Here is a 22,131-nt window from a genome sequence, read left to right as displayed (position 1 = left end):
CTGTTCATCCCAGGCATGTCAGCCGAAGCGGTACAGCCGCTCGGGGTTGTCAACGAGCAGCCGCTGGCGCGCTTCGGCCGTCGGGGCCATGCGCGCGATCAGGGCGACGAGTTCTTCCTCCACCGGCACGGGGCCGGCGTGGTTGGGGTGCGGCCAGTCGTTGCCCCACAGCACGCGGTCGCCGTGGTCGGCCACCAGGCGCTGCGCATACGGCAGCGCGTCGCCGTACGGCGGGCCCTCGCGCGTGATGCGGTCGCAGCCGCTCACCTTGACCCAGAAGCGCTCGTCGTCCATCAGGCCCTGCAGCGCGCGGAAGGCGGGCTGGTCGAGCCCCGCTCCGGCGTCGATGCGGCCGATGTGGTCGATGACCACCGGCACCGGCGAGCGCCGCAGCGCGGGGCCCAGCTCGGTCAGCAGGCCCGGGTCGCCGTGGATCTGCAGGTGCCAGCCCAGCGGCGCCAGACGCGCGGCGAGCGCCAGCACGTCCTCGATGGGCGTCTTGTGGCCCAGGTGCCCCATGTAGTTGAAGCGCACGCCGCGGAAGCCGGCGGCATCCAGCCGTGCCAGTTCGGCGTCGGGCACATCGGCCGGCAGCAGCGCGATGCCGCGGTAGTCGGCCGGCCGCGCAGCCACGGCGTCGGCCGTCGCGCGGTTGTCGAAGCCGTGGCAGGCCGACTGCACGACCACGCAGCGGCGGAAGCCGAAGCGGTCGTTCAACGCCTGCAGCGCCTCTTTCGGCGCATCGGCCGCAGGCGCGAAGGCCCCCTCGGCATACGGGAAGCGGTCGCGCGGGCCGAACACGTGGCAGTGTGCGTTGCAGGCGCCCTCGGGCAGCGGCGGAAGTTGGGATGCAGCGGGCATGGCGCCGATTCTGCGCAGCGGCCTCACAGAGCGTAACGGCATGTCGTCTATACCAGCTATGCTGAATCGACATGGAGGAACTGGCATGGACCTGCGGCAGCTCGGCTACTTCGTCAGCGTCGTCGACGCCGGCAGCTTCAGCCGCGCGGCGGTGGCGCTCAACCTCGCGCAGCCGACGCTCAGCCGGCAGGTGGGCCTGCTGGAGGCGGACCTGGGGCAGCGCCTGTTCGTGCGCACGGGGCGCGGGGCGCTGCTCACCGAGGCCGGCGAGGCGCTGCTGGTGCATGCGCGCCTCATGCTCGACACCGCGCAGCGCGCACGCGACGAGCTGCGCGAACTGCACGCGAGCCCCGGCGGGCGCATCACGGTGGGCCTCCCGCCCCGCGTCGCGGCCGGCCTCGGGGCGGCACTGGTGACGCGTTTCCGCGAGCGCCTGCCGCGGGCGGTGATCACCGTGTCCGAAGGCCTCAGCCTGCACCTGCGCGAGTGGCTCATCGCCGGCCGCCTGGACCTGGCGCTGCTGTTCGATCCGCCTGCGTCGCCGCTGCTGGCCTATGAGACCCTGATGCGCGAATCGCTGCTGCTGGTGGCGCCGGCCGACGGCCCGCGGCTGCCGCCGCGTGTGAGCTTCGCCGCGCTGGCGGACTGGCCGATGGTGCTGCCCAGCGCGCCGAATGCGATCCGCAGCCTGGTGGATGCCATCGCGCGGCCGCGGCGCATCCACCTGCAGGTGGTGGCCGAGGTGGGCTCGGTGCAGACGGTGGTGCGGCTGGTGCAGCAGGGCGTGGGTTGCACGGTGCTGCCGCAGAGCGCGCTGCCCCACGAGCTCGGCCCCGGCAGCCTGCAGCGCGCGCCGATCGTCTCGCCCGTGGTGCGCAACAACCTGGTGCTCGGCATGCCGCGCGCGCGGCCGGCGACACGGCTGATGCGGGAGACCGCCGAGCTGCTGAAGTCGCTCGACTTCCGCGCGCTCGGCGGGCCGCCCCCCTGAGCGGCGGCAGGGCGCGGACGCGGCCGGCGCTTCAGCGGTCCCGGGACCGCAGGCGCTGGCGGATGAGCTGCCCCGCGGTGAAGATGTCCTGCTCCACCGCCAGCCGTACGCCTGCCGGATCGTTCGCGGCCAGGGCGGCCAGCGCCGCATCGTGGCCGGCATTGAGCGCGCCGGCGGCCTCGGGCAGCTCGAACAGCTGGTTCGAGACCGGCCCCGCCTTCAACCACAGCGTGTCGATCAGGCCGAACAGCAGCGGCGAGCCGGCCGCGCGGTACAGCAGCACATGGAAATCCTCGTTGGCCGCGAGGTAGCCGGCGCCATCGGCACGGCCCAGCGTGTCGGCCATGCGCCGGCCCAGCGCGGCCAGCGCCGCGCGGCCGGCGCGGTCGATGCGCAGCGCGCCGCGCTCCGCAGCCTCGCCTTCGAGCAGCAGCCGCATCTGCAGCAGGTCGTCGAACTCGGCCACCGACAGCCGGGGCACGATGACGCCCGCGTGCGGCACGTTCACCAGCGCACCCTCGGCGGCCAGCCGCTGCAGGGCGGCGCGCACAGGCATCTCGCCAACGCCGAGCTGCTGCGCGACGGTGCGGATCTTCAGCCGCTCGCCGGGCAGGAAGCGCCCCACAGTCACCCACTGGCGCAGCCGGGCGTAGATGGCGTCCTGCTGCGTGGGCGCCTCGTCCGCCGGCGCCGGGTGCGCATCGGCCCTCATGCCGGGCCGTCCGGCGCCACCAGGTCGTGCAGCACCTCGTCGAACGCAGCGAGCAGCCGCGCCACGTCGGCCCCGGTGGTGTCGGGGCACACCAGCATCATGTTGTGGAAGGGCGTGATCAGCACGCCGCGGTTCAGCAGCGCCAGGTGCACGAGGTGCTCCAGCGCATCGTCCATCGCCGCGGCGGCCTCGGTGCCGTTGCGGGGCGGCCTGGCGCAGAACTGGAATTCCGCGCGCGCCCCCACCTGCGTCACGCACCAGGGCAGGCCGTGCCGCGCGATGGCCGCGCGCAGGCCTTCGGCGAGCTGGCCGGCCCGCTGGATCATCGGGGCGTAGACGGCGTCGGTCATCAGCGTGGTGAGCGTCGCGCGCATCGCCGCCATCGCCAGCAGGTTGGCCGTCAGCGTGGTGCCGATGCCCGAATGGCCCGGCGGCGCGCTGCGCTTGGCCGCCTCGCAGCGCGCGGCCAGCTCGGCGCTGAAGCCGTAGGCCGCGCACGGCATGCCGCCGCCGAGCGGCTTGCCCAGCACCAGCGCGTCGGGCTGCAGGCCATGCAGGCGCGCATAGCCGCCGGGGCCGCTGCTCAGCGTGTGCGTCTCGTCCATCACCAGCAGGCTGCCGTGGCGGCGGATCAGCGCCGTGGCCGCTTCCCAGAAACCGGGGTCGGGCAGCACCATGCCGATGTTGGTCATCACCGGCTCGGCCAGCACGCAGGCCACGTCGCCGGGGGCCAGCGCGGCTTCGAGCGCGGAGAGGTCGTTGAACTCGACCACGCGCGTGGTGCGCGTGAGCTCGTGCACCTGCCCGAGCAGGCTGGCGCGCTGCACCGGCCGGCCGTCTTCGAGGTCGACGAACACGTCGTCGACCGTGCCGTGGTAGCAGCCGTTGAACACCAGCAGCACCGGCCGCCCGGTGGCCGCGCGCAGCCAGCGCAGCAGGAAGCGGTTGGCATCGCTGGCCGTCATCGCGAACTGCCAGCGCGGCAGGCCGAAGCGCTGCGCGAGCGTTTGGGCGACGACGGCGGCGTCCCCGCTGGCGAGCATCGCCGTCATGCCACGCGCCGCCTGGGCCTGCAATGCGGCGACGACCGGCGCCGGCGAGTGGCCGAACATCGCGCCGGTGTCACCCAGGCAGAAGTCGACCAGTTGGTGGCCGTCGGCATCGGTCAGGCGTGCACCCTGCGCCTCGGCCACATGCAGCGCGAAGGGCGTGCCCCAGTCGTTCATCCAGTGCAGCGGCACGCCGAACAGCAGGTGCTCGGCGCCGCGTGCGGCCAGTTCGGCGCTGCGGGGGCGGGCCGCTGCGAAGCGCTTGCGCTCGCGCGCCGTCAACGCCTGCACACGCGCGGGGTCGATGAAGGAATCCATGGCCTACACCAACAGCAGCAGGTGCTCGCGCTCCCACGAGCTGATCACGCGGTTGTAGGTGGCGTATTCCAGCTCCTTCACCGCGCAGAACGCGTCGACGAAGGTCTCGCCCAGCACCTCGCGCATCGGCTCGCACCCGCGCATGGCCTCGATGGCGTCTTCCAGGTGCCGCGGCAGTTCGTGCTCGACGTTCCAGGCGCTGTCGGTCGTCGGCTCGCCGGGCTGCAGCTTGTCGCGCAGGCCGAGCCAGCCGCAGGCCAGCGTCGCGGCCATCGCCAGGTAGGGGTTCACGTCGACGCCCGGCACGCGGTTCTCGACGCGCCGCGCCTCGGGCCCGCTCTTGGGGATGCGGATGCCGCAGGTGCGGTTGTCGTGGCCCCAGTGCACGTTGATCGGCGCCGACATGTAGGGCGCGAGCCGCCGGTACGAGTTGACGTAGGGCGCGAACATCGGCATCACCTGCGGGATGTAAGTCTGCAGGCCCGCGATGTAGTGGAAGAACATGTCGCTCGCGCTGCCGTCCTCGCGGCTGAAGACGTTGCGGCCGGTCTCGCGGTCGTTCAGGCTCTGGTGGATGTGCATCGCGCTGCCCGGCTCCTGCTCCATCGGCTTGGCCATGAAGGTGGCGAATACGCCGTGGCGCAGCGCGGTCTCGCGCACGGTGCGCTTGAAGAGGAACACCCGGTCGGCCAGGTCGAGCGGCTCGCCGTGCGAGAAGTTGATCTCCATCTGCCCCGGCCCGGCCTCGTGGATCAGCGTCTCCACGCCCAGCTGGTGCTGCTGGCAGAAGCTCGACAGCTCCATGAAGAAGGGGTCGAAATCGTTGACGGCGTCGATCGAGTAGCTCTGCCGCCCGACCTCGGGCTTGCCGGTGCGGCCCAGCGGCGGCTGCAGTGGCTCGTGCGGGTTCTGCTGGCGGGCGACGAGGTAGAACTCCATCTCGGGCGCCACCACCGGCTGCCAGCCCACGCGATCGTAGAGCGCGAGCACGCGCCGCAGCACCGCGCGCGGCGAGAGCTGCACGGGCCGGCCGTCCCACTCCTGGCAGTCGTGGATCACCACCGCGACCGGCTCGGCCGCCCACGGCACCACGCGCACGGTGCCCGGGTCAGGCAGGCAGACCATGTCGGGATCGGTGTCGCCAACGAACGGCCCGTTGTCGGGCTGCTGGCCGTTGACGGTGTTGAGCAGCACGCTCTTGGGGATGCGCATCTCGCCGGCGTTGAGGAACAGGTCGCGCGGCAGGATCTTGCCGCGCGCGATGCCGGTCATGTCGGGGATGACGCACTCCACTTCGTGGATGCGGTGCTCGGTCAGGAAGGCGCGGAGGCGGGCGTCGTCGGCGTGCATGGGGGTTCGCCTGTGGTCAATTTGTGATCACAAATGTGCCATGACCTGGGGCGTGAGTGCAACGCATATGCCAATACTGATCATCAAGTGATCAAAAAAGCGACGATGGGACGCAGCGGCGCATGCCGCTCCGGTTCAGCCGTACAAGCCGCGGAAGCGCCCGTAGCGCGCGTGCAACAAGGCCTGTTCCGCCATGTCGGGCTCGAAGCGGTGGCTCGCGGCCGGTGCGGTGCACACCTCGTCCAGCACGCCACCGACGGCCAGCCAGCCCAACCGCGCGGCGCCCAGCGCACCGCCGGCCGCGGAATCGGCGTGGGTGACGATCTCCACCCCGAGCAGCGACGCCAGTTGCTGCGCCCACAGCGCGCTGCGGGCCCCGCCGCCCACCAGCGACAGGCGCCGCACCTGCGTGCCCGCGGCCTGCAGCGCATGCAGGCCGTCGGCCAGGCCGAAGCTCACGCCCTCGATCACCGCGTAGGCCAGCGCGGCGCTGTCGGTGTCGTGGCTCAGGCCGTGCAGGCTGCCGCGCACGCTGGCGCTGTTATGCGGCGTGCGCTCGCCGCTCAGGTAGGGCAGGAAGATCGGCGCCGCGGCGCGCCGGGCCGGCGTCAGCGCCGCGGCCTGCGCCTCGAGCGCGGCTTCCGACGGCGCATTCAGCAGCGTGCGCGCCCAGCGCAGGCAACTGGCGGCCGAGAGCATCACGCTCATCTGGTGCCACTGGCCGGGCAGCGCATGGCAGTACGCATGCACCGCGCTGGCCGGATTGGGCTGGTAGGCCGGCGTGGCGACGAAGAGCACGCCGCTGGTGCCCAGCGACAGGAAGCCCGCGCCCGGCCGCACCGTGCCCATGCCGACTGCGCTGGCGGCGTTGTCGCCCGCGCCGCCGGCCACCACGGTGCCCGCCGGCAGGCCCAATGCCGCGGCGGCACCGGCCCGCAGCGTGCCGCCGGGCTCGCTGCCTTCCACCAGCCGCGGCATCTGCGCGCGCGTGAGATCCGTCAGCGCGAGCAGGTCGTCGGACCAGTCGCGCCGCTCGACGTCGAGCCACATCGTGCCGCTGGCGTCAGAGCAGTCGGTGAGGTGCTCACCGGTGAGCAGCAGCCGCACGTAGTCCTTCGGCAGCAGCACCTTGGCCACCTGCGCGAACACCTCGGGCTCGTGCGCGGCCACCCAGCGCAGCTTGGGCGCGGTGAAGCCGGGCATCGCGACGCAGCCCGACAGCATCGCCAACGCCGGCATCTCGGCCGTCATGGCCTGGCACTCGGCGGCCGAGCGGGTGTCGTTCCACAGGATGGCCGGGCGCAGCACCCGGTCAGCCCCGTCGAGCAGCACCGCACCGTGCATCTGGCCCGACAGGCCGATGGCCCGCACCCGCGCCCAGGCCTCGGGCTGCGCGGCGCGCAGTTCGGCGCAGGCGGCCCGCGTGCCGTCCCACCACGCGGCGGGCGCCTGTTCGCTGTGGCCGGGCTGCGGGCGGCTGATCTCGAGCGGTGCGCCGGCCGTGCCGAGCACGCGGTGGCGCTCGTCGAGGAGCAGCGCCTTCACTTCGGAGGTGCCGTAGTCGAGACCGAGGAACATGGTGCCTGCGATCCTAGTGCGCACAATCCGCGATGATCGGTACCTTGCTGTCCTGAAACCAATCAGATGAAAACACTTCTTGCCACCCTGCTCAGCACCGCCGCGTTGTCTGTTGCCGCTGCCCAGCCGGCAGCGGCAACAACGCCGGACCTGGCCGCCACGGCGGCCAAGGAACCCGGCGCCACCGTGACCTCCAGCGGGCTCGTCTACCGCTCCCTGAAGGACGGCACCGGCCCGCAGCCGGCTGCCTCCGACCGCGTGCGCGTGCACTACCGCGGCGTGCTGGCCGATGGCAAGGAGTTCGACAGCTCCATCGCCCGCGGCACGCCGGCGGAATTCCCGCTCAACCGCGTGATCCCCTGCTGGACCGAGGGCGTGCAACGCATCAAGGTCGGCGGCAAGGCGCGGCTGACCTGCCCGCCGGGCATCGCCTACGGCGAACGCGGCGCCGGCGGGGTCATCCCGCCGAACGCGACGCTGCAGTTCGAGGTGGAGCTGCTCGGCATCGCCGGCAAATGACGCCGGGGCGCAGCGGCCGGCCCGGCGGCGGCGCCGCCTGGCACGACACCACGCAGGTGCTGCACGCCGACGCGGGCCTGTCGGACGACCGCGCGGTGGTGGCGCCGATCCACTACAGCGCCACCTTCAAGGCCCGCGACGCGGCCGAGTTCGCCGAGATGGCGGGCACGCCGCGCCATGCGGCGTACTACACCCGCTACGGCAACCCGACGCACGAGCGCGTGGCGGCCGTGATGGCGGCGCTGGAAGGCACCGAGACGGCCATGCTCACCGCCTCCGGCATGGGCGCGATCAGCACCGCGGTGCTGGGCCTGGTGCAGGCCGGCGACCACGTGGTGGCGCAGAGCCGGCACTACATGAGCACGGCCAAGCTGTTCGACGAAGTGCTGCCGCGCTTCGGTGTGCAGGTGAGCATCGTCGAGCAGTCCGACCTGGCCGCGATCGAGACGGCGCTGCGGCCCGAGACGAAGCTGATCATGGTCGAAACCCCGGCCAACCCGACGCTGGTGCTGACCGACCTGGCCGGCGTGGCCGCGCTGGCCCGGCCGCGCGGCATCCTCACCATCGCGGACAACACCTTCGCGTCGCCGATCAACCAGAAGCCGCACGCGCTGGGCATCGACGTGGTGGTGCACAGCGCGACCAAGTCGCTCGGCGGCCACCACGACCTGACGGCGGGGGTCATCTGCTGCCCGGACGCGCTGGCCGAGCGCATCTGGCCGATGCACATCACGCTGGGCGCGGTGCTGTCGCCGATGGATGCCTGGCTGCTGCTGCGCGGGCTGCGCACGTTGCCGGTGCGCATGGAGCGCATCAACGCCAATGCGCTGGCGCTGGCGGCCTGGCTGGAGGCGCAGCCCCAGGTGGAGCGTGTGCACTACCCCGGGCTCGCCAGCCATCCGCAGCATGCGCTGGCGAAGCGGCAGATGTCGGGCTGCGGGCCGGTGATCGCGCTGGCGCTGCGCGGGGGCTTCGAGCAGACGAGCCGCTTCGTCGCGTCGCTCGAACTCGCGACCCACGCGGTGAGCCTCGGCGGCGTCGAGACGCTGATCGTGCACACCGCGGCGATGTGGTCGGGCACGATGAACGAGGCGCAGATGGCGGCGGCCGGCATCGCGCCGAACTTCGTGCGCCTCGCGGTGGGGCTGGAGCACATCGAGGACCTGCAACGCGACTTTGCCCGCGCGCTGCAGGCGATCTGACGGCGGCGGCAGCGCCGCCGCCGGGCGTCAGCGGGCCGACAGCACCAGCTGCGCGCGAGGTGTCCACGCGGCCGGGACTTCGCCGGCCTTGGGCGCGCTGGCGGCGTCGGCCGGGCCGGCCGCCTCCTCGCCACGCAGCTTCGGTGCGGCGAGGAAGATGCGGTCGCTCGGCAGGCCCTTGGCGAGCAGCGCGTCGCGCACCGCGGCGCCGCGCTGCAGCGCCAGTGCGCGGGCGCCCTCTTCGGTGACGGGCAGCACCGCCTTCAGGCGGCTTTCCATCTCGGCGTCGGGGAGGTCCTTCGCCAGGCCGATGAGGTTGCGCGGCTTGTCGGGCAGTCGGGTGTCCGCGTACACGCGGCGCAGCAGCGCGGCGCGCTCGCCGGCCGGGATCGGCTCGGGGGCCGAAGCAGCCGACGCAGCCGTCGCGGGCGATGGGGCGCCGCGGCGGCGCTCCGCCTCCAGCCGGGCCTCGAGTGCCGCGGCGCGGATCGCATCGCGCTCCGCCACCGGGTCGCTGCTGCCGCTGACCGTGAGGCTCAGCCCCGGCCGGTCGGCCAGCGCCTTGGCCACCTTGTCGACCGCCGCCAACCCGGCCGGCGCGAGCCGGTCGGTGCCGGGCAGGAACTCCACCACGCTCAGGTCGTCGCCTCCGCCCGACAGCAGCGAGAACGGCGCGGTGATCGCCTTGACCAGCAGGTTGCCGATGATCTTCATCACGATGCCGAAGACGCTGAACTGCGGATCGTTGATCGAGCCGCTGACGGGCAGGTCGAGGTCGATGACGCCGTTGCGGTCCTTCAGCAGCGCGATCGCCAGCGTGACGGGCAGCTTGGTGGCGTCCGGGCTGTCGACTCGCTCGCCGAACGTGAGCTGGTTCAGCACGATGCGGTTGGTGGCGGCGAGCTGGCCGTCGGGGTCGATCCGGTAGGCCACGTCCATGCTGAGCTTGCCGCGCTCGATCGCATAACCGGCATAGCGGCCCGCATAGGGCGACAGCGGCGCCAGCTCGATCTCGGTGGCCTTGGCACGGATGTCGAGGGCGAGCGGATCGGCGGTGGGGTTGAGCGCGCCGCTCACGTCGAGCAGGCCGGTGCCGGCCACGCGCCCGCGCAGCGCGAGCGTCGCCATCTCGCGCGAGCCGGCGCGGAAGGCGCCGAGCGTGCCGTTCAGCTCGCTGAGCGCGGCGCTGTAGTTGGGCTTGACGAAGCGGTCGGTGAAGTCGACCCGGCCGTTGGTGATGCGCGTGCTGCCGACCGACAGGACCAGCGGCAGCCCGCCGGTGTCCACTTCGGCCATGCCCTCGGGCCGGGAGGCGGCGGAGGCCGCGGCGCTGGCCGACGCCAGCGCGGGCGCCGACACGGTGCGTGCGGGCTCTGCCGGCGCGGACGCCGCGGCGGCGGGTGGCGCGGCCACGTCGCGCAGGTTGAAGCGGCCCTGCTCGGTGATGACCAGCCGGGAATAGAAGTCCGACAGCGCCGCCTCGGCGACCTCGACGCTCGGGGCCGCCCCGGGCGCCAACCGCACGCGCAGGCCCTTCAGGTCAAAGCGCTGCCAGTTCAGCAACTCGTCGCCGGCTGCGCCTTCGGGCGTCAGCGCCAGCAGCTGGACGTCGGTGAGCTGGGCATCGCCATCGGCCGCGACGTCGACGCCCGTGGGCCGATGCTGCACGCTGACACGCCCGCGCCAGCCGGCATCGGCATGGGCCAGCACCAGCTGCAGGCCCGTGGGTGCATACGGCGCCAGCGCATGCACCGGCAGGCGCTCGATGCGCAGCTCGCCGCGCGCCAGCAGCGGATCGGGGGCCAGCTGGCCGGACCATTCGATGCGTGCCGCCTCACCGGCCCTCACGGCGCCCTCTTCCGACAGCCGGGCCGAGACCTGCAGCTGGGCTGGCGCGGCGCGCGGGCCGCTGGGCCAGGCCAGGCCCTTGCCCGCCACGCGCAGCCCGCTGAGCTGCAACGCGACCGGCACGGGCAAGGGCGCATTCGCCGGGCGGGCGTCGCGCCAGCGCACACGCCCGCCGTCGATCGCCCATTCGCGCAACCGCAGCTGCCAGGCAGGACCGGCCACCGGGGCGGCCGGCGGCGCTGGGCCGGTTGCCGCCGTGCCAGAAGGCGAGGCTCGCAGCCAGGCAGCCAGGTTGAACGACCCATCGGCCGCGCGGGCCACGTCGAGCTGCGGCTGCTCGATCGTCAACCGGCCGACAGCCACCTCGCGCGCAAGAAGGTCGACGCGGCTGTCCGCCAGCGCCAGCACGCGCCACGACGCCAGCGGCGCCCGCGCGCCGGCGGCCTCGTCCAGGCGCAGGTCGGACACGCGCAAGGCGTCGACGTCGAATGCGAGGCGCGGTGCGTCGCCCGCGGCCCAGTCGAGCCTGCCCTGCAGCGCCACGCGTCCGGACAGGCGCGGCACGAGGTGCTCGGCCACGTAGGGCGCGAGCCAGGCGAGGTCGAGGTCCTGCAGGTCGACCGACAGCGCGGCGGCGGCCGGGCCGGCGCGGCCCTCGCCGGTCACGTGCGCGGCGCCGGCGCCAGCCCCTGCCAAACGCGCCGACCAGCGCAAAGGCATCGGCGTGCCGTCCGCCAGGCTGAACGGCCCGGCAGCCACCTCGACGCCGTCCAGCTTCAGCGCGGCCGCCGGGGAGACCGCCGCATCCTGCCAGCGCACGGCCGCGCCGCCGAGACGGAACGACTGCACGCTCACCTGCCAGGGCGAGGCCAGCGGAGCCGCCTTGGCAGAGGCCGCGCCGGCCGGCGTGGGGGACGCCGCCGGTGCAGGCGGCGCCGGCGGGCCGCCGGCCAGGTCGGCCAGGTTGACGCGGCCGTCGACGCTGCGCCGCGCCTCGAGCTGCAGGCCGTCGAGCTGAACGGCGCCGAAGGCCAGGCGCCGCGCCAGCGGCTGCACATCGGCCAGTTCCACCTGCAGTTGCTGCCAGGCCGCCAGCGGCGCCCCGGAGGCATCGGCCAGCGCCACGTCGCGCAGCGACGCGGTGCCGCGCAGCGCTAGCGTCGGCACGCCGGCGGCGTCGATCGAGAACTCGATGTCCAGCGTCGTGGAGAGCGAGCCCCGCTGCGGCCGCGCCGGCGCGCCCGGCGGCACGTAGGCGGCCCAGCGCGACAGGTTCAGGTCGATGACGCGCAGCGCGACGCGCCCGCTGCGCACCTCGGAGAACGGCAGCACCTGCGCGCCGGTGTCGAACGGGCTGCCATCGAGCTGGAACGCCAGGCGCGGCTCGACCTTCACGGCGATGTCGGCCGGCAGGTTCGACAGGAACGGCAGCGACACGGTCAGGCCGCTCACGTCGTGCCGCGTCGCGACCGACTGGTCGTCGACCAGCACCCGGCCGCCGCGCAGCTGCAGGTTGTAGAGCGCAAAACGCGCCGGCTCCGAGGGCGCGGACTGCGGCGGCGGGGCGAGGCGCGCCAGCACGTCGTCGACGTCGAGGCGGCCCTCGGCCACCCGCGCCACCCGCAGCACCGGGTCGTCGATCTCCAGCGCCTCGACCACCGGCGCCCAGCGCAGCAGCGAGGCGGCCGTCGCGTTCACGTGCAGCCGGCCCACCTCCAGCTGGGCCGGCGCCGACGCACCGGCGGCCGACGCGATGCGCAGGTCGCTCACGGTCAGGGCCAGCGCCCAGGGGGCGAAGTCGATCGCACCGATCGTGACTTCGCGCCCGAGCAGGGCGCTCAGCCGCTGCTGGGCCTGCGATTTCAGGAGAGGCGGGACGGCCAGCCACAGCAGCAGCCAGGCCGCCGCCAGCACCAGCACCGCCAGGCCCAGCCGGTGCACCCAACACCTTGTCGAACGCTGTTCTCGTGTCAATCAAACCTCCGGGGGCCGCATCCTGCCCGCCCGCAGCGCACGACACAAGCCGCCGGAGCGCACGCGGGGACACACGCCACAATCCCGTGCTTTGTGCCCGACGCGGCGCGGGCGCCGGCCCGCAGCCGCTTCCACCGCTTGCCGTGAACGACCTCTTCCTGTTGCTGGGCATCGAGAGCTGGAAAGCCGCGCTCAACGCGCTGGTGATGCCGCCAGCGCCCTTCCTGCTGCTGTCGCTGGCCGGGCTCTGGCTCGTGCGCCGGCGCCGGACGCTCGGCTTGTGGACGCTGTCGATTGGCCTGGCCGCGAGCTGGCTCGGCATGACGGTCGGGGCGGGTGAATGGCTGCGGCAGGTGGGCATGCCGCCCGCGGCCGCGTTCGGCGCGGCGCAGGTCGCGCAGTTGCGCAGCGAAGCCGCCGCCGGCCAGCCGGTGGCCATCATCGTGCTGGGCGCGGGCCGCGAGCGCTACGCGCCGGAGTACGGCCAGCCCAACCTGCGGCCGCTGACGATGGAGCGGCTGCGCTACGGCGTGTGGCTCGGCCGCCAGACCGGGGCGCCGGTCGGCTTCACCGGCGGAGTCGGCCACGGGTCGATGCCCGGCCCCTCGGAAGGCGACATCGCCGAGCGCATCGCGGCGCAGGAGTTCGGGCTGCCGCTGCGCTGGGTGGAGAAGCGCTCGCGCGACACGCGGGAGAACGGCCGGTTCATGGTGGAGCAGTTGCAGCGCGACGGCATCCGCAAGGCCGTGCTGGTGACACACGACATGCACATGCCGCGTTCGCTGCGGGCCTTCCGCGAGGCCGCCGCGCAGGCCGGCATGGCGCTGGAAGTGGTCCCGGCTCCCGCGGGGCTGGCGTCGCGCGGCGAGCCCGACTTCACCCGCTGGATGCCGTCCACCGAGGGTGTGACGGTCAACCGCTACTTCTGGCACGAGAAGCTGGGGTGGTGGGCCGGGGCCTGAAAAGCGAAACCCCTTCGCACCAAGGTGCGAAGGGGCGGGTGACTCACGCCACCAGTGGGGCTCCGGAGGTAGAAGGTCCGGGGCTCCGCCCGTGCAGAGACTGCGCGGTTGGAAGTTGCCTGCCGTGCAGGCCCACCAACAATAGGTGAGCCCCCCTGGCGCCGCAAGCGCGAATTGCCCATCGCGCCCGCCGGATCAATTGGAATTTTTTCCTGCGGCCATCACCGCGTCGAACACGTGCGCGATGCGGTCCTCGATCTCACGCCCCATCGTGATCGGCCGGCCCCATTCGCGCGAGGTCTCGCCCGGCCACTTGTTGGTGGCATCCAGGCCCATCTTGCCGCCCAGGCCGCTCACCGGCGACGCGAAGTCGAGGTAGTCGATCGGCGTGCCCTCGACCAGCGTGGTGTCGCGCACCGGGTCCATGCGCGTGGTGATGGCCCAGACCACCTCCTTCCAGTCGCGGACGTCGACGTCGTCGTCGGTGACCACGATGAACTTCGTGTACATGAACTGCCGCAGGAAGCTCCACACGCCGAACATCACCCGCTTGGCATGGCCGGGGTAGCTCTTGCGGATCGAGATGACCGCCATGCGGTAGCTGCAGCCTTCGGGCGGCAGGTAGAAGTCGACGATCTCCGGAAACTGCTTCTGCAGGATCGGCACGAACACCTCGTTCAGCGCCACGCCGAGCACGGCCGGCTCGTCGGGCGGCTTGCCGGTGTAGGTGGAGTGGTAGATCGGATCCCGCCGGTGCGTGATGCGGTCGATGCGGAAGACCGGGAACCAGTCCTGCTCGTTGTAATAGCCGGTGTGGTCGCCGAACGGCCCTTCCAGCGCGTGGAGGTAGCCGCCGCGCTCCTGCAGGCGCACGCCATGCTCGCTGGTGCCCTCGAAGCCGGCCGGCGCGCAGGGGATGTGGCCTTCGAGCACGAACTCGGCGGAAGCCGGCGCCTGGAGCTTCCATTCCCCCTCGCCGACGGCCGTGTCGGCCAGTTCGGTGCGGCTGCCGCGCAGCAGGCCGGCGAACTGGTACTCGGACAGGCTGTCCGGTACCGGCGTCACCGCGCCGAGCACCGTCGCGGGGTCGGCGCCCAGCGCCACGACGATCGGGAACGGCCGGCCCGGGTGGACCCGCGCGAACTCGCGGAAATCGAGCGCGCCGCCGCGGTGCGCCAGCCAGCGCATGATGACCTCCCGCCGCCCGATGACCTGCTGCCGGTAGATGCCCAGGTTCTGCCGGCGCCGCGGCTGGGGTACGGACTGCGGCCCCCGGGTCACGACGAGGCCCCAGGTGATCAGCGGGCCGGCGTCACCCGGCCAGCACAGCTGCACCGGCAGGCGGCCGAGGTCCACGTCGGCGGTGTCGATCACCACCTCTTGACACGGGGCCCCCCGCATCCGGGTGGGCTTCATGTCCCAGAGCGCCTTGGCCATGTGGAGCAGGCGGCCGGCGTCCTTCAGGCCGTGCGGCGGCTCCGGCTCCTTCAGCGCGGCCAGCACCCGGCCCACGTCGCGCAGCTCGCCGAGGCTGTCGGCGCCCATGCCCAGCGCCACCCGGCGCGGCGTCCCGAACAGGTTCGCCAGCACGGGGACGGCGCTGCCCGTGGACTCGAACAGCAGGGCCGGCCCGCCGGCCCGCAACACCCGGTCGGCCAGCGCCGTCATCTCGAGCGCGGGAGAGACGGGCTGGCTCACGCGGACCAGTTCGCCCAGCCGTTCCAGCTGGGCGATGAAGTCACGAAGATCGCGGTACTTCATAACTTCCTAGAATGAAGAACGATTCCATTATGGTTGACCGGTTATTAAAACACCCACAGAATTCGCCTACCCGGACTTAATCAGGGTTTACCCGCAGCCGCTGCCGTGACGTTCGGCACGCTGCGATGTCCGCCCCACGGGGCGGTGCCGTCCGCGAGCGTCCTGCAAAAACAGGCCTCGAAAGCACGGCGAATTATCACGGTCGCCCCTCGCCACCCGCCCTGCGCCCCACGCAGCCGGGCCGAGCGGCCACCGACGAAGGGACACGATGGAATTGCTTCGAATCGTCCGCGCCGTCAGAACCTCGCTGGGCGTGTTCATCCGGGATGTGGGCCACGGCCTGCTGGAAGTCAGCCACAACACCCTGGCGCTGCTGGGGCTGGCCGTGGTCGCGGCGCTGGTGTTCGCCGGCGGCCGGGCCGAACTGCGCCACCAAGTGGAGCAGGCGGCCTACGACTGGCTCCAATCGCGCCATGAGGCGCGGGCCGAGTTGCAGGGCAACATGCTGGTGTCGCTCGGCGAGGCCGATGCGGTGACCCGCGCGACCGCGGCCGATCCGCGCGCCTTGACACGCCAGCAGGCGGCCGTCGCGCAATGGCTGTCACGCCGCTACCGCGTCGCGCCGGAACCGGTCAGCCGGCTGGTGCAGGAGGCATGGCACGTGGGCCAGCGCGCCGGCCTGGATCCGACGCTGATCCTGGCCATCGTCGCGATCGAATCGAGCTTCAACCCCTTCGCGCAGAGCGCGGTGGGCGCCCAGGGTCTGATGCAGGTGATGACCCGGGTGCACGACGACAAGTACCAGGCGTTCGGCGGCATCCACGCGGCGTTCGACCCGGTCACCAACCTGCGCGTCGGGGTGCAGGTGCTCAAGGAGTGCATCGCCCGCGCCGGCGGGCTCGAAGCGGGCCTGCGCTACTACGTCGGCGCGGCCAACCTGGCGGACGACGGCGGCTACGCGGGCAAGGTGCTCGCTGAGCAGTCCAACCTGCTGCGCATCGCCAACGGCAAGGGCGTACCGACCAACGCACCCATCACGCCCGCCGTGACGGCGACCCGTGAACCGGCGCCGGCGGCCCCGGTGGCGCCGGCGATCCCCGCCGCGCCGAAGGCCGACGACGCGGCCCAGGTGGCACTGCTCGACTGACACCCCGCGGCGGCGCAAGGCCGCTGCACCACCGGATACACTCGCGTTCCGCGCGACTGGCGATAGGGCCTTGCAGCAGGCCCGAGGTGGATGACCACCGTGGAGCGCGGGCGGCCTGTTGTCCAGGCCGTGCCCGCCGTTCGCCTGGGCAGCCCTCGATGGCACCGCCGTCCTCTCGGATGGCGGCCCGCGATCAGGGTCTTCAACTCTGAAGAAGGACTGCCATGTTCGACCGGAACCAGCACACGATCGCCCAGATCGACCCCGACCTCTGGACCGCGATCCAGTCGGAGAACCGCCGCCAGGAAGAGCACATCGAGCTCATCGCGTCGGAAAACTACACCAGCCCCGCCGTGATGGCCGCGCAGGGCTCGCAGCTCACCAACAAGTACGCCGAAGGCTACCCGGGCAAGCGCTACTACGGCGGCTGCGAGTACGTCGACATCGTCGAGCAGCTCGCGATCGACCGCGTGAAGCAGCTCTTCGGCGCCGAGCACGCCAACGTGCAGCCCAATTCCGGCTCGCAGGCCAACCAGGCGGTGTTCTTCGGCCTGCTGCAGCCCGGCGACACCATCATGGGCATGAGCCTCGCGGAGGGCGGCCACCTCACGCACGGCATGCCGCTGAACATGAGCGGCAAGTGGTTCAAGGTCGTCAGCTACGGCCTGAACGAGAAGGAAGAGATCGACTACGACGCGATGGAGCGGCTGGCCCACGAGCACAAGCCCAAGCTCATCATCGCCGGCGCGTCGGCCTACGCGCTGCGCATCGACTTCGAGCGCTTCGCCAAGGTCGCCAAGGCCATCGGTGCCTACTTCATGGTCGACATGGCGCACTACGCCGGCCTGATCGCCGCGGGCGTGTATCCCAACCCCGTGCCGCATGCCGACGTGGTCACCTCCACCACGCACAAGAGCCTGCGCGGCCCGCGCGGCGGCATCATCCTGATGAAGGATGCGGTCGCCAAGCAGATCAACAGCGCGATCTTCCCCGGCATCCAGGGCGGCCCGCTGATGCACGTGATCGCCGGCAAGGCAGTGGCTTTCAAGGAAGCGCTCGCGCCCGAGTTCAAGACCTACCAGCAGCAGGTCGCCAAGAACGCCGCGGTGCTGGCCGAGACGCTGATCGAGCGCGGCCTGCGCATCGTCAGCGGCCGCACCGAAAGCCACGTGATGCTGGTCGACCTGCGGCCGAAGAACCTCACCGGCAAGGAGGCCGAGGCCATCCTGGGCCGTGCGCACATGACGTGCAACAAGAACGGCATCCCGAACGACCCGCAGAAGCCGATGGTCACCAGCGGCATCCGCCTGGGCAGCCCGGCCTTCACCACGCGCGGCTTCCGCGAGGAGCAGGCGCGCCAGACCGGCCACCTGATCGCCGACGTGCTGGACCGCCCGCACGACGAGGCGGTCATCGCCCAGGTGCGCGAGAAGGTGGCTGCGCTGACCCGGGAATTCCCGGTCTACCGCTGACACCCGGCAGCCCCGCGCCGCTCCATGCGCTGCCCCTTCTGCAGCCACGAGGAGACGCAGGTCGTCGAGACCCGCGACTCCGACGAAGGCGACGTCATCCGCCGTCGCCGCCGCTGCCTGAGCTGCGACAAGCGCTTCACGACCTACGAGCGCCCGGAGATCGCGATGCCGTCGGTGGTGAAGAAGGGCGGCGCGCGGGTCGAGTTCGACAGCGCCAAGCTGCGCGCGTCGATGCTGCTGGCGCTGCGCAAGCGGCCCGTCAGCATGGAGCAGGTCGATGCCGCCATCGAGCGCATCGAGGAGAAGCTGCGAACCAGCGGCGCACGGGAGCTGCCCTCCACGCGGCTCGGTGAACTCGTCATGCGCGAACTCAAGCGCATCGACAAGGTCGCCTACGTGCGCTTCGCGTCGGTCTACCGCAGCTTCGAGGACGTCGACGAGTTCCGGCAGCTCATCCGCGATATCTGAGCGTGCGGGCCGCCAGGCCCCGGCCGCGGCTCAATCGAGCGCGCCGGCCTCGCGCAGGTGCCGGTACACCGTCGTCCGCGAGACCCGCAGGTTGCGCGCCGTGCGGCTGACCGACCCACTGCGGCGGTACTCGGCCACCACGGCCTGCGTTGCGCCCTGCTGCAGGCGCGACAGGCCCGGGCCCGGCGCCTCGCGCTGCGACGGTGGCAGCACCCCCGCCACGTCGCCGGCATCGAGCAGGCCGGTGGGATGCACCAGCAGTGCACGCGCGAGGCAGGCGCGCAGCTCGCGGAAGTTGCCCGGCCAAGCGTGTTCCGCGAGCCGCCGCAACGCCGCCGGCGTCAGGCGCGCATCGGCCTGCAGCGCCCGCAGCGCATGGTCGGCGGCGGCCTCGAAATCGGTTCGCTGGCGCAGCGGCGGCAGCCGCACGGTCACCGCATCGAGCCGGTACAGCAGGTCGGCGCGGAAGCGCCCCTGCGCCGCCGCCTGCGCCAGCTCGACGTGCGTGGCCGCGAGCACCTGGACGTCGACCGCCTTCAGCTGGCGCCCGCCCACCGGCCGCAGCAGCCCGTCGTCGAGGAAGCGCAGCAGCGCCGCCTGCAGCGGCAACGGCAGTTCACCGACCTCGTCGAGCAGCAGCGTGCCGCGGTGCGCGGCGGCCAGCAGGCCCTCGTGCCCCTGCCGGCGCGCGCCCGTGAACGCGCCCCCCACATAACCGAACAACTCGGCCTCGAACAGCTCGGCCGGCACGGCGCCGCAGTTGACGGGCACGAAGGGCCCGGGCCGGCCGCTGGCCGCATGCGCGTGCCGCGCCAGCAGCTCCTTGCCGCTGCCCGTCTCGCCCTGGATCAGCACCGGCAGGCCGCGGCGGACGGCGGCCGCGGCCAGCGTGTAGGCCTGCTGCACTGCGGCGTCCTCGGCCACTTCCCCCGCCGCCGGCAGCGACGCAGCCGGACGCGGCAGCCGGCCGGTGGACGCGGGCGCGGAGACGGGTACCGAGGGCCGCCGCGCCGCGATGCCGCCCGGCTGCAGGCAGGACACCGCCAGCACGCTGCCCAGCGCGTCGCGCAGCCGCGTGCCGCTGCCATGCAGGCGGGCGACGAAGCGCTCGAACGGTTCGTTGAACAAGTCCTCGAACGCCGTGCCCCGCCGGACGGCCAGCCCGCTCAACAGCCCGGCGGCACGCGCATTGAACGCACTGACGCACCCGTCGCCGCCGAACGCGAGCAGGCCGGCACTGAGCGTGCCGATGAATTCCGGCCGGGGATGGATCGCCACCACCAGGTGCGCGGCGCGCTGCTCCGCGAGCAGCACGTTCTCGATGTGCGCCGCGGCCATCTGCACCAGCGCCTGGGTGTGGCGCTGGCGTGTGTCGAAGTACGACGAGGCGTCGAGCGCGCCGACGATCCTGCCGTCCGCGTCGCGGATCGGCGCCGCGGTGCACGAGATGTCGCAGAACTGCCCGAAGAAGTGCTCGGGCCCGTTCACCGCCACCGACCGGCCGCAAGCGAGCGCGGTCCCCAGGCCGTTGGTGCCGGCCGCCGATTCGGTCCACAGGCTGCCCGCGGGGATGCCGGCACCGGCGTGGCTGGTGGCGAAGCGCTGGTCGGCGTACCGGTCGAGCACGATGCCGTCGGTGTCGGCGAAGGCCAGCAGGAAGTTGGAGCCGGCGATCTGCTGGAACAGCATCTCCAGTTCCACCAGCGCCAGTTCGCGGACGCGGCCGGCTTCGTCGCGGCGGCGGCGCAGGTCGGCGTCCTCCACCACGGCCAGCGGCACCGGCCGCGAGAAATCGAGCCCCGCATCGAGGCAGCGCGCCCAGCTCTCGAGGATGTCGACCGGCGGCTCCTCGGCGGCACCGGGATTGCGCCGCGCGAGCAGCGCGCGCATCTGCGCCAGCCGCCAATCGTCCTGCACTGCACTACGGGCTTGTACCAGCATGGGTGGTCTCCTCGCGCGGTCTGACGCCGCTCGTCTGGCCCCTGTGGAGCGCAGACCATAGCAGGCCTGCACAGCTTCAGACAACTGACCAGTTTCTGGTCATGCCTCTGCACCGATGCCCAGGCACTGCACACCTGCGGCGCTGCGTCGGGCCGCGGGTTTGTCCTGAGGCCTCCGGGGCAGGCGGCATCTGCTGCCCGGATGCCGCGCGCCGGCATATGCATTGCAAAGGTGGGTGGGCCCGGGCCGCGGAGCCCCGGGGGCATTCATCCACAACGAGGAGACAAGACACATGCCACGCACGAACCGCCCGTCCCCCGGCCCGCAGGCCGCGCTGATCGCCGCCGCGCTCGCGATCTGCGCCGTGCTGCCGGCGCAGGCGCAGAACATCGACAAGCTCAAGCAGATGAAGGTCTCGGGCACCGACCTGAACATCCCCCCGGTGCCCCAGACCGGCCCCGCCGCCGACGCGATCCGCAAGAACCTGGAGAAGGTGAAGCTGCCGGCCGGCTTCCGCATCTCGCTCTATGCGATGGTCCCCGACGCGCGCCACATGGCGGTGGCGCCATCGACGAACATGCTGTTCGTCGGCACCCGCAAGACGGCCGTCTGGGCCGTGACGGACCGCCTGTCCACCGGCACCGCCAGCGAGGTCAAGGCCTTCGCGCCATCGCTGAACTTCAAGGTCCCCAACGGCGTGTGCTGGACCCGCGACGGCAGCCTGCTCGTCGCCGAGCACAACCGCGTGTTGATGTTCCCGGCAGCGGAGTTCTTCTACGAAGGCCCCGACGTCGCGGTGGCCGAGGTCGTGCCGCAGGGCCAGCTGATCCCGGTCGAGGAGGAGTCCTTCAACCACGGCGCACGCACCTGCCGGGTGGGGCCCGACAACCTGCTGTACATCACGCTCGGCCAGCCGTTCAACGTGCAGCCGCGCGAAAAGCTGAAGCTGTACGAGCAAGTCGGCATCGGAGGCATCGTGCGCATGGCGCTCGACGGCAGCAAGCGCGAGGTGTTCGCGCGCGGCGTGCGCAACTCGGTGGGCATGGACTTCAACCCGAAGGACAAGACCCTCTGGTTCACCGACAACCAGACCGACGGCATGGGCGACGACATCCCGATGGGCGAGATCAACCGTGCCACGCAAGCCGGCCAGTTCTTCGGCTACCCATACATCGTGGCGAAGACGCGCATCACCGACGGCGGCTACGACAAGGATCCCATCCCCGCCGGCGCGGTGAATCCGCAGGTGATGACCGATGCGCACGCGGCCGACCTGGGCATGGCCTTCTACACGGCCAAGCAGTTCCCGGCCAAGTACCAGGGCGGCTTCTTCTCGGCGCAGCACGGTTCCTGGAACCGCACCAAGCCGGTGGGGGCGCGGGTGCTCTTCACCTCCCTGAAGCCCGACGGCACCGCCGACAAGACCGAAGTCTTCGCCGACGGCTGGCTCGACGGCGATACCGGCGTGTACCGCGGCCGGCCGGTGGACGTGGCGGTCATGAAGGACGGATCGCTGCTCGTCTCCGACGACTTCGCCGGCGCGATCTACCGCATCACCTACAGCGCACCGTGAAGGCAGGCATCCTGACCACGGCCAGGCTCGCCGCCTTGCTGGCCGGGGTGCCGCTGGCCGCCCTGCCCGCCGGGGCGGCCGACGCCGCCGCCGGCAAGGCCAAGGCGCAGATGTGCGCGGTGTGTCACGGCCCCAACGGCCTGAGCACCGCGCCCGATGCGCCCCACCTCGCCGGGCAGCCCGCGCTCTACGTCGCCGCGCAGCTGCGCGCCTACCGCAGCGGCGCGCGCGCGCACGAAGTGATGGGCGTGATGGCCAAGCCGCTGACCGACGCAGACATCGACAACCTGGCGGCCTGGTTCTCGTCGATCAAGGTGACTGCGCAGCTCCCCTGAGCCCGTCCGTTCCTGCCAGGCAGGCCGTTATAACGTCGGAAAATGACGGCCTGTTTCTTTTTTATCACTT

General features: G+C 72.2%; 17 protein-coding genes and 1 riboswitch. Of the genes, 9 read left to right on the top strand and 8 right to left on the bottom strand.

The window, feature by feature from the left end; genetic code table 11:
- Positions 1–18: 18 nt before the first annotated feature.
- Positions 19–861: an amidohydrolase family protein gene (locus V4F39_RS06660; protein WP_332288534.1), complete on the bottom strand. Its 843-nt coding sequence runs from the start codon at positions 859–861 to the stop codon at positions 19–21.
- 85 nt (positions 862–946) lie between these two features.
- Between V4F39_RS06660 and V4F39_RS06655 the strand changes: the two genes are divergently transcribed.
- Positions 947–1,852 (top strand): LysR family transcriptional regulator, encoded by a 906-nt coding sequence (locus tag V4F39_RS06655; RefSeq protein WP_332288533.1) that lies wholly within the window; start codon positions 947–949, stop codon positions 1,850–1,852.
- A 31-nt stretch (positions 1,853–1,883) separates the two neighbouring features.
- Here V4F39_RS06655 and V4F39_RS06650 read toward each other — a convergent pair whose 3' ends face one another.
- From V4F39_RS06650 to xylB, 4 genes are all read right to left on the bottom strand, one after another.
- Entirely contained in the window at positions 1,884–2,564 is a 681-nt protein-coding gene (locus V4F39_RS06650; RefSeq protein WP_332288532.1) for a GntR family transcriptional regulator, read from the bottom strand.
- Entirely contained in the window at positions 2,561–3,931 is a 1,371-nt protein-coding gene (locus V4F39_RS06645; protein ID WP_332288531.1) for an aspartate aminotransferase family protein, read from the bottom strand. Before V4F39_RS06645 ends, V4F39_RS06650 begins: the two co-directional genes overlap by 4 nt.
- 3 nt (positions 3,932–3,934) lie before the next feature.
- Entirely contained in the window at positions 3,935–5,281 is a 1,347-nt protein-coding gene (locus V4F39_RS06640; protein ID WP_332288530.1) for a glutamine synthetase family protein, read from the bottom strand.
- 135 nt (positions 5,282–5,416) lie between these two features.
- Entirely contained in the window at positions 5,417–6,859 is a 1,443-nt protein-coding gene (xylB, locus tag V4F39_RS06635) for a xylulokinase (RefSeq protein WP_332288529.1), read from the bottom strand.
- 66 nt (positions 6,860–6,925) lie between these two features.
- On the opposite strand from xylB, the gene V4F39_RS06630 reads away from it, so the two are divergent.
- Both V4F39_RS06630 and V4F39_RS06625 read left to right on the top strand, forming a co-directional pair.
- Entirely contained in the window at positions 6,926–7,378 is a 453-nt protein-coding gene (locus V4F39_RS06630; protein WP_332288528.1) for an FKBP-type peptidyl-prolyl cis-trans isomerase, read from the top strand.
- Positions 7,375–8,580, top strand: coding sequence for a trans-sulfuration enzyme family protein (locus tag V4F39_RS06625; protein ID WP_332288527.1), 1,206 nt, complete (start codon positions 7,375–7,377; stop codon positions 8,578–8,580). The genes V4F39_RS06630 and V4F39_RS06625 overlap by 4 nt, the downstream gene beginning before the upstream one ends.
- Positions 8,581–8,607: 27 nt before the next feature.
- On the opposite strand, the gene V4F39_RS06620 is transcribed toward V4F39_RS06625, so the two are convergent.
- A complete protein-coding gene (locus tag V4F39_RS06620) occupies positions 8,608–12,402 on the bottom strand; it encodes a DUF748 domain-containing protein (protein ID WP_465251525.1) in 3,795 nt (1,264 codons plus the stop codon).
- 143 nt (positions 12,403–12,545) lie between these two features.
- Here V4F39_RS06620 and V4F39_RS06615 point away from each other — a divergent pair, with 143 nt between their 5' ends.
- The gene (locus tag V4F39_RS06615; RefSeq protein ID WP_332288525.1) at positions 12,546–13,364 is read left to right on the top strand and encodes a YdcF family protein; all 819 of its coding nucleotides are present in this window, start codon (positions 12,546–12,548) and stop codon (positions 13,362–13,364) included.
- A 195-nt stretch (positions 13,365–13,559) separates the two neighbouring features.
- Here V4F39_RS06615 and V4F39_RS06610 read toward each other — a convergent pair whose 3' ends face one another.
- Positions 13,560–15,125, bottom strand: a complete 1,566-nt coding sequence (locus V4F39_RS06610; protein ID WP_332288524.1) for a UbiD family decarboxylase — start codon at positions 15,123–15,125, stop codon at positions 13,560–13,562.
- 268 nt (positions 15,126–15,393) lie between these two features.
- On the opposite strand from V4F39_RS06610, the gene V4F39_RS06605 reads away from it, so the two are divergent.
- From V4F39_RS06605 to nrdR, 3 genes are all read left to right on the top strand, one after another.
- The gene (locus V4F39_RS06605; RefSeq protein WP_332288523.1) at positions 15,394–16,272 is read left to right on the top strand and encodes a transglycosylase SLT domain-containing protein; all 879 of its coding nucleotides are present in this window, start codon (positions 15,394–15,396) and stop codon (positions 16,270–16,272) included.
- 42 nt (positions 16,273–16,314) lie between these two features.
- A riboswitch (ZMP/ZTP riboswitch) is annotated at positions 16,315–16,429 on the top strand.
- A gap of 67 nt (positions 16,430–16,496) precedes the next feature.
- Positions 16,497–17,744, top strand: a complete 1,248-nt coding sequence (gene glyA, locus V4F39_RS06600) for a serine hydroxymethyltransferase (protein ID WP_332288522.1) — start codon at positions 16,497–16,499, stop codon at positions 17,742–17,744.
- A 24-nt stretch (positions 17,745–17,768) separates the two neighbouring features.
- On the top strand, positions 17,769–18,212 hold the full coding sequence (gene nrdR, locus V4F39_RS06595) for a transcriptional regulator NrdR (protein WP_332288521.1): 444 nt from the start codon (positions 17,769–17,771) through the stop codon (positions 18,210–18,212).
- 30 nt (positions 18,213–18,242) lie between these two features.
- Here the strand turns inward: nrdR and V4F39_RS06590 are convergent, their stop codons facing one another.
- Positions 18,243–20,153 carry a sigma-54-dependent Fis family transcriptional regulator gene (locus tag V4F39_RS06590; protein ID WP_332288520.1) on the bottom strand — a complete coding sequence of 637 codons (1,911 nt, stop codon included), beginning with the start codon at positions 20,151–20,153 and terminating at the stop codon, positions 18,243–18,245.
- A 292-nt stretch (positions 20,154–20,445) separates the two neighbouring features.
- Here V4F39_RS06590 and V4F39_RS06585 point away from each other — a divergent pair, with 292 nt between their 5' ends.
- On the top strand, positions 20,446–21,726 hold the full coding sequence (locus tag V4F39_RS06585; protein WP_332288519.1) for a PQQ-dependent sugar dehydrogenase: 1,281 nt from the start codon (positions 20,446–20,448) through the stop codon (positions 21,724–21,726).
- Positions 21,723–22,061 (top strand): c-type cytochrome, encoded by a 339-nt coding sequence (locus tag V4F39_RS06580; protein ID WP_332288518.1) that lies wholly within the window; start codon positions 21,723–21,725, stop codon positions 22,059–22,061. Before V4F39_RS06585 ends, V4F39_RS06580 begins: the two co-directional genes overlap by 4 nt.
- Positions 22,062–22,131: the final 70 nt, after the last annotated feature.

Source organism: Aquincola agrisoli (assembly GCF_036621135.1).
In the GTDB taxonomy this organism is placed as follows: Bacteria; Pseudomonadota; Gammaproteobacteria; order Burkholderiales; family Burkholderiaceae_C; genus Aquincola; species Aquincola agrisoli.
This window is presented reverse-complemented; position numbering and strand designations above follow the sequence as displayed.